General features: G+C 49.3%; 5 protein-coding genes and 1 pseudogene. All 6 read left to right on the top strand.

The genetic code is table 11. The features are described 5' to 3' along the window. Window positions 1-166 (top strand): integrase core domain-containing protein (locus ACTHUT_RS12205; RefSeq protein WP_440418838.1); only part of this gene is annotated, 166 nt, incomplete at its 5' end. Next, window positions 162-1,973: pseudogene (locus ACTHUT_RS12200) on the top strand (alpha-amylase family protein); the annotation flags it as partial. The gene ACTHUT_RS12205 and the pseudogene ACTHUT_RS12200, both read left to right, overlap by 5 nt. A gap of 155 nt (window positions 1,974-2,128) precedes the next feature. Beyond that, a complete protein-coding gene (locus tag ACTHUT_RS12195; RefSeq protein ID WP_250600576.1) occupies window positions 2,129-2,953 on the top strand; it encodes an amino acid ABC transporter substrate-binding protein in 825 nt (274 codons plus the stop codon). Then, complete coding sequence (locus ACTHUT_RS12190) at window positions 2,943-3,659, top strand: amino acid ABC transporter permease (RefSeq protein ID WP_167480314.1); 717 nt, start codon at window positions 2,943-2,945, stop codon at window positions 3,657-3,659. Before ACTHUT_RS12195 ends, ACTHUT_RS12190 begins: the two co-directional genes overlap by 11 nt. Window positions 3,660-3,668: 9 nt before the next feature. After that, a complete protein-coding gene (locus ACTHUT_RS12185) occupies window positions 3,669-4,436 on the top strand; it encodes an amino acid ABC transporter ATP-binding protein (RefSeq protein ID WP_250600578.1) in 768 nt (255 codons plus the stop codon). A gap of 171 nt (window positions 4,437-4,607) precedes the next feature. Then, the gene (locus ACTHUT_RS12180) at window positions 4,608-6,527 is read left to right on the top strand and encodes an ATP-binding cassette domain-containing protein (protein ID WP_250600580.1); all 1,920 of its coding nucleotides are present in this window, start codon (window positions 4,608-4,610) and stop codon (window positions 6,525-6,527) included. Window positions 6,528-6,631 lie beyond the last annotated feature (104 nt).

Genomic DNA, 6,631 nt, shown 5'->3' with positions numbered 1-6,631 from the left:
GTTGTTTGACAGTCCGGAACACCGGCGAAAGGAGTTGTGCCGCTTTGTTAATTTCTATAACACTGTGAAGCCGCATCGCAGTTTGAACGGCGATACGCCGTTTGAGGTCTTGCAGGCTTCATTCTCAACCTGTGGTGTAAACAACGCAACGTTTTCCTACATCTGAAGACTGGAAACAGTTTGACAGACGACTTGAGGAACACTTCCCCAAACTGATGCATGAGCTGGACAATGTTTACAACAACAACGAAGCCGTCCTCCCCATGCTGGAGCAACTGATTGCCCAAGCATGGCAAAGCTATTCACAACGCAACTCATCCTTAAAAGATATTGATATTGCGCGCGAAAACGATCCTGACTGGATTTTGTCCAACAAACAGGTTGGCGGCGTGTGCTACGTCAATTTGTTTGCCGGCGATCTGCAAGGCTTGAAAGCCAAAATCCCTTATTTCCAAGAGTTGGGCCTGACCTATCTGCACTTGATGCCCCTGTTTAAATGTCCTGAAGGCAAAAGCGACGGCGGCTATGCAGTCAGCAGCTACCGTGATGTCAATCCGGCACTGGGTACAATAGACGACTTGCGCGATGTCATTGCCGCCTTGCACGAAGCAGGTATTTCCGCCGTCGTCGATTTCATCTTCAACCATACTTCTAACGAACACGAATGGGCAAAAGGCTGCGCCGCCGGAGATCCGCTCTACGACAACTTCTACTACATCTTCCCCGACCGCTGGATGCCCGACCAATACGACCGCACCCTGCGTGAAATCTTCCCCGACCAACATCCGGGCGGCTTCTCGCAACTGGAAGACGGTCGCTGGGTATGGACGACATTCAACTCCTTCCAATGGGACTTGAATTACAGCAACCAATGGGTATTCCGTGCCATGGCTGGCGAAATGATGTTCCTTGCCAACTTGGGCGTTGATATTCTGCACATGGATGCCGTTGCCTTTATTTGGAAGCAAATGGGCACAAGCTGCGAAAACCTGCCTCAGGCACACGCTCTGATTCGCGCGTTTAACTCCGTAATGCGTATCGCAGCGCCAGCCGTGTTCTTCAAATCCGAAGCCATCGTCCATCCTGACCAAGTTGTCCAATACATCAGCCAAGACGAATGTCAAATCGGCTACAACCCTCTGCAAATGGCACTGTTGTGGAACACCCTCGCCACACGCGAAGTCAACCTGCTCCATCAAGCACTAACCTACCGCCACAACCTGCCCGACCACACTGCATGGGTCAACTACGTCCGCAGTCATGACGATATCGGCTGGACGTTCGCCGACGAAGACGCATCGCAATTCGGTATTCACGGCTACGACCACCGACAATTTCTCAACCGCTTCTTCGTCAACCACTTCGACGGTAGCTTCGCGCGCGGTGTACCGTTCCAATACAACCCAAGCACAGGCGACTGCCGCGTCAGCGGTACAGCCGCAGCATTGGTCGGCTTGGCTCAAAACGATCCGCATGCCGTTAACCGCATCAAACTTTTGTACAGCATTGCTTTGAGTACCGGCGGCCTGCCGCTGATTTACCTAGGCGACGAAGTGGGTACGCTCAATGACGACGACTGGTCGCAAGACAGCAATAAGAGCGACGACAGCCGCTGGGCACACCGTCCTCGGTACAATGAGGAGTTGTACAACCAACGCCATGACAGCTCGACCACTGCCGGTCAAATCTTCCAAGGTTTGCGCCATATGATCTCCATCCGCCAGAGCAATCCGCGCTTTAATGGCGGCAGGTTGGTTACCTTCAACACCAACAACAAACACATCATCGGCTATATGCGCAACAACGCGCTTTTGGCATTCGGCAACTTCAGTGAACATGCGCAAACCATCAGTGCGCACACTCTGCAGGCCATGCCGTTTAAAGCGCACAATTTAATCAGCGGCCAAACCGTTTCTCTGAATCAGGACTTGGTACTGCAACCCTATCAAGTCATGTGGCTTGAAATTGCATAAGCTAAATTTTTTATACATCATTCAAGGCCGTCTGAACAAATCAGCGTTCAGACGGCCTTTTAAGGCATTAAGATGTATTTTGTATTTTGGGCAGTTTCGCTTAGAATGCACGCTTTAATACCAAATGACACACTTAAAGTCAGGAGTAAAAATCCATGTTGAAAAAATTCGTACTCGGCAGCATCGCTGCAGTAGTTTTGGCTGCTTGCGGTGGAGAAGGCAGCAACTCAGCTTCTTCTGCTCCGGCACAATCCGGTGCGGCCTCCGGCTCACTGATTGAGCGTATCAACAACAAAGGTACCATCACTGTCGGTACGGAAGGTACTTACGCACCATTCACCTACCACGATAAAGACGGCAAATTGACCGGCTACGATGTCGAAGTAACCCGCGCAGTTGCCGACAAACTGGGCATCAAAGTTGAATTTAAAGAAACTCAATGGGATTCCATGATGGCAGGTTTGAGAGCCGGCCGTTTTGACGTAGTCGCCAACCAAGTCGGCCTGACCAGCCCTGAGCGTCAAGCGACTTTTGACAAATCCGAGCCTTACAGCTGGAGCGGTGCCGTATTGGTTGCCCGTAAAGACAGCAACATCAAATCCATCGACGACATCAAAGGCGTAAAAACCGCACAATCCCTGACCAGCAACTATGGCGAAAAAGCCAAAGCTGCGGGCGCAGAACTCGTACCGGTGGACGGTTTGGCACAATCGCTGACCCTGATTGAACAAAAACGCGCGGATGCGACTTTAAACGATGAATTGGCAGTTTTAGACTATATGAAGAAAAACCCGAATGCGGGCGTGAAAATCGTTTGGTCTGCGCCTGCCGATGAAAAAGTCGGTTCCGGCTTGATTGTCAATAAAGGCAATGACGAAGTCTTGGCGAAATTCAGCACGGCAATCAACGAGCTGAAAGCCGACGGCACACTGAAAAAACTAGGCGAACAATTCTTCGGAAAAGACATCAGTGTTAAATAATTTCCTTGCCTCTCTGCCGTTTATGACGGAAACACGCGCTGATATGCTCATCAGCGCGTTTTGGCCTATGGTCAAAGCCGGCTTTGCAGTATCTTTGCCTTTGGCGATCGCTTCTTTCGTTATCGGCATGATTATTGCCGTAGCCGTTGCTTTGGTGCGAATCATGCCCTCCGACAGCATTTTCCAAAAATGCTTGCTGAAGCTGGTTGAATTTTATATTTCCGTCATTCGCGGTACGCCGCTATTGGTGCAGTTGGTCATCGTATTCTATGGTTTGCCTTCCATCGGCATCTATATCGACCCGATTCCTGCCGCCATCATCGGCTTTTCGCTCAATGTCGGCGCATACGCTTCCGAAACCATACGCGCGGCAATTTTGTCCGTACCTAAAGGCCAATGGGAAGCAGGTTTCTCCATCGGTATGACCTATATGCAGACTTTCCGCCGCATTGTCGCACCGCAGGCATTCCGCGTTGCTGTACCGCCTTTAAGCAACGAATTTATCGGCTTGTTCAAAAACACCTCGCTTGCCGCAGTGGTAACGGTAACTGAGCTTTTCCGTGTTGCCCAAGAGACAGCAAACCGTACTTATGACTTTTTACCCGTTTATATCGAAGCCGCATTGGTTTATTGGTGTTTCTGCAAAGTGCTGTTTTTGATTCAGGCGCGTTTGGAAAAACGTTTCGACCGCTATGTCGCCAAATAAGGAGTTGTCATGATTAAAATCCGCAATATCCATAAGACCTTTGGCGAAAATACCATTTTGCGCGGCATCGATTTGGATGTCGGCAAAGGACAAGTGATTGTTATCTTAGGTCCTTCCGGCTCAGGCAAAACCACGTTTTTACGCTGTTTAAACGCTTTAGAAATGCCTGAACAAGGTCAGATCGAGTTTGACAATGCGCAGCCGTTAAGCATCGATTTTTCCAAAAAACCAAGCAAACACGATATTTTGGCACTGCGCCGCAAATCCGGCATGGTGTTCCAACAATACAACCTCTTTCCACACAAAACTGCGTTGGAAAACGTCATGGAAGGGCCGGTTGCCGTACAAGGCAAGCCTGTCGCCAAAGCGCGTGAAGAGGCTGTCAAATTGCTTGAAAAAGTTGGTTTGGGCGATAAGATTGACCTCTACCCCTACCAACTATCCGGCGGTCAACAGCAGCGTGTCGGCATTGCCCGCGCATTGGCAATTCAGCCTGAATTAATGCTGTTTGACGAACCGACTTCCGCACTCGACCCTGAATTGGTGCAAGATGTTTTGGATACCATGAAGGAATTGGCGCAAGAAGGCTGGACCATGGTTGTCGTTACGCATGAAATCAAATTTGCCTTAGAAGTGGCAACTACCGTTGTCGTGATGGACGGCGGCGTTATTGTCGAACAAGGCAGCCCGCAAGATTTGTTCAATCATCCCAAACATGAGCGGACACAAAAATTCCTGCACCAAATCCGTGCGGACAATGGCGATCTTCAAATTTAATTGAAACAACAGACAATTTGAAAGCATTTCCGACTGTCATTTCATAAAGGCCGTCTGAATAAGTGAAATAGAAATCGTTGATTTCGTTTTCATACTTGTTCAGACGGCCTTTTATATATCTTTTCAGGTAAAATAACGCCTTTCGTTTTACTTACCCCCTTGCCTGCCATCATGATAGAAATTAAAAAACTCACCCTGCAACGCGGTTTGAAAGTCCTGCTCGATAAAGCCGATGCCGTAATCAACCCCGATCAACGCGTTGGTTTAATCGGTAAAAACGGTACAGGAAAATCCAGCCTGTTTGCGCTGATAAAAGCTGAAATCACTCAAGATGGCGGCGAAATCCTTATTCCCAAAACATGGCGGTTGGCTTCCGTCTCTCAAGAAACACCTGATTTAGATATTTCCGCTTTAGACTACGTTTTACAAGGCGATGCCGAATTGCAGGCTTTTCAGACGGCCTTGGTCCAAGCAGAAGCGCAAAACGACGGCATGAAGCAAGCCGAATATCACGCCAAACTTGAAGAAATCGATGCCTATACCGCTCCGGCACGCGCCGCCAAACTGCTTAACGGCTTGGGTTTTGCACAAGAAGAACATACCCACCCCGTCAAATCTTTTTCCGGCGGCTGGCGTATGCGCCTCAACCTTGCCCAAGCACTGATTTGTCGTGCCGATTTGCTGCTTTTGGACGAACCGACCAACCACTTGGATTTAGAAACCGTATTGTGGCTGGAAAACCATCTCGCCTCCCTGCCCTGTACGCAAATCATCATCTCCCATGACCGCGACTTCTTAAATGCCACCACAACGCAAACCATCGAACTGTCGCAACAAAAATTGACCCAATACGGCGGCAATTACGATTTCTACCAAGCCGAACGCGCCCAACGTCTGGCGCAACAACAAGCCGCCTACGTCAAACAGCAGGCACAAATCAAACATCTGCAATCCTTTATCGACCGGTTTAAAGCCAAAGCCACAAAGGCCGTACAAGCTCAAAGCCGCATGAAAGCATTAGCCAAGCTCGAGCGCATCGCTCCTGCGCATTTGGATAGCGAGTTTTCCTTTGAGTTTGACAATCCAACCCACCTGCCCAATCCATTGTTGAAACTTGACCATGCCGACTTAGGTTATGGCGACAATACCGTTTTGCACAACATTACCCTTTCTTTGGAAAGCGGCGCACGTTACGGCCTGCTGGGCGTTAACGGCAGCGGTAAATCCACATTTATCAAAGCATTAGCAGGAAAAATCGATTTACTTTCCGGCAGCATCGTCCGCTCCGAAAAGCTCAATATCGGCTATTTTGCACAACACCAACTGGACACCTTACGCGCCGACCAAAGTCCAGTTTGGCATATCCAGCAGCTTTCGCCCGAAGTCCGCGAACAGGAAATCCGCAACTTTTTAGGCTGTTTCAACTTTGTCGGCGATATGGCGGTTCAAAAGACCGAGCCGTTCTCCGGCGGCGAAAAAGCGCGGCTCGCCCTTGCCATGATTATCTGGCAAAAACCTAATTTGCTGCTGCTTGACGAACCGACCAACCACCTAGACTTGGATATGCGCCACGCCCTGACACTTGCCCTGCAAAGTTTCCAAGGTGCATTAATCGTCGTATCGCACGATCGCAGCCTGCTTGAAGCGACTACCGATAGTTTCCTCCTTATCGACAAAGGCCGTCTGAACAACTTCGACGGCGATTTGAACGACTACCGTCAATGGCGATTGGCACAAGAAAACGCCGCAACAGCCCCCGCCGCTTCTGCACAAAGCCAAAGCCGCAAAGACACCAAGCGCATAGAAGCACAAATCCGTCAGGAAAAAACCAAACGCAGCAAACCGATTCAGCAGAAAATCGACAAGGCCGAAAAAGAAATCGCACGATTGACTGATATTCAGACGGCCTGTGAAGCATTTTTGGCACAAGAATCTGCTTATTCAGAAGAAAATAAACCCAAATTGCAAGAAACACTCGCACAATTAACAGAAACTAAAGTAAAATTAACGCAACTGGAAGAAAACTGGCTGCAATGGCAGGAAGAGCTTGAGCAAATCCAAGTTGATGTCGAAGCCGAGTTTTCCCAATAAAAATAGAGCCATCAGGCCGTCTGAAATAAAACACAATACGGACCCCCCCCCCCCCCCTCCTTTCTCTTCTCCCCATCTTCCGCTTCCTCCTCCTTCTCTCTTTT

This window comes from Neisseria sp. P0022.S010, assembly GCF_051956635.1.
The sequence above is the reverse complement of the archived record's forward strand: the minus strand, read 5'-3'. Positions and strand labels throughout refer to the sequence as shown.

What these genes read in the sequence shown, in the direction of transcription:
- ACTHUT_RS12185 (WP_250600578.1), top strand. Translation starts at nt 3,669, where the DNA reads ATGATTAAAATCCGCAATATCCATAAGACCTTTGGCGAAAATACCATT.
- ACTHUT_RS12180 (WP_250600580.1), top strand. Translation starts at nt 4,608, where the DNA reads ATGATAGAAATTAAAAAACTCACCCTGCAACGCGGTTTGAAAGTCCTG.
- ACTHUT_RS12195 (WP_250600576.1), top strand. Translation starts at nt 2,129, where the DNA reads ATGTTGAAAAAATTCGTACTCGGCAGCATCGCTGCAGTAGTTTTGGCT.